Here is a 1,514-nt window from a genome sequence, read left to right on the forward strand (position 1 = left end):
TTTATCGCGCTCATGCGTCAGCCTTTGTCGTTTTGATATACTCTTGCAAAGTTTTTAGTAATTTTTCTTTGAGCTCTTTTGGCGCGATGATTTCTATATAAGGGATCCATGCACGCACAAGCGGCAATAGCTCATCATCATGGGCGATTTGCACTTCTATAATGAGGTTGTTTTGGATGAGATTATTTTGGATGAGGTTATTTTTGGCGGGGTTGTTTTGTGTGTGGGTGTTTTTTGCGAGATTATTTTCGTGGTTGCTTTTGGCGGGGCTGCCGGTGATATTATTTTCCTCCTCACTTTCTTCTTCACGCAGTATCTTCACATTTGGCAAAAACTCCTTGCGTGAAAAATACTCCCTAGCTTCTGCTTTTATCCGCAGTGTCACGCGCTTTGGCTCTTGGCTTATCCATTGTGTGGATTTGTGCGCGATGAGGTTTAGTAGCTCTTGCTTTGGTTTGAAGTGCTTATTATCTAGCAGTTTTAGATTCTCTATTTTTGAAAGGCTAAAGCTTTTTAGCTTGTGATTATCTTCAGCTAGCAGATACCATATACCAGCATTATGCAGGAGTTTATAGGGCTTTAGTATGCGTGGTTTGTCATGATACATACAGCCTATGCATATATGCTCTAAAATCGCGATACTTATACTTTGGAAATCCTCATAGCTTATATTTGCTTTTGTTTGTGCGCGCACGAGGTAGGCTTTATTGACATTTGGATTCAAAAGGTCAGTGATAAATTCAGAATCTAGCTTTGGATAGAGAGAATCTATGCCACTTACTTTGGCAAATTGTTTGATGTCTTTGAAGTGATGTCCGCTAAAGGCGTAGGATTCTAGCGTGTAGTAGAGTCCGCTTGCATCGCTATCTTTGCGAAGTGGTAGATATGTAAGCCTTGTGATATCACGCTGTAAGGTGCGGATGCTGACACCATATTCTTTTGCTAGCTCATTTACGCGTAGGCGCTCGCCATTGCAAAGCCTTGCAAAAAGATCTACTAAGCGCGTTGAGATGCTGTCACTAGTATCGCTAGATGGTGGCAAGGCAGTATCCTTAGGGTTTGGTGTTGTATTGTTTGGATGATATTTGTGGGTGGTTTGGCGCTATAAAATAGCGCTGCAAATATTGTAAATATTGTAAATGCTTTTGATTGATTTTGTTTGATTTTGCTTTTTGCGCATTTTTTGTGTTGCTTTGTGTTTTTTGCTTTTGTGTTTTTTGTTTGCACGCTTGTTTTGCGTTTTGCGCTTTCGTTTGCGCTTGTTTTGTGCTTTTGCACTTTTGTTTGCGTGTTTGTGCTTTTTGTTTGCGCGCTTTTTATGTGCTTGGCTTATCTTTTTCTTTATTGTTTTTGTGGCTTTTTGGCATTTTGTTTTGGGATGCCTTTTGTTTCTTTGCATTGTGCGCTTGATTCTCAAAACCCAAACACTAAAAGTCTATCCACCAAATCCTAAAAAAAAAAAACGATTTTTTTGAAAAATCTTTGGCGTTTGATACAAAAGGGAACAATTTGGG

The 1,514-nt window shown here is 39.5% G+C and carries 1 protein-coding gene; it reads right to left on the reverse strand.

Going from position 1 to position 1,514, the window contains the following annotated elements; genetic code table 11:
* Nucleotides 1-10: 10 nt before the first annotated feature.
* Nucleotides 11-1,042, reverse strand: coding sequence for a YafY family protein (locus BKN38_RS10025; RefSeq protein ID WP_066457883.1), 1,032 nt, complete (start codon nt 1,040-1,042; stop codon nt 11-13).
* Nucleotides 1,043-1,514 lie beyond the last annotated feature (472 nt).

The organism is Helicobacter sp. CLO-3, from assembly GCF_001854545.1.
Classification (GTDB): Bacteria; Campylobacterota; Campylobacteria; order Campylobacterales; family Helicobacteraceae; genus Helicobacter_B.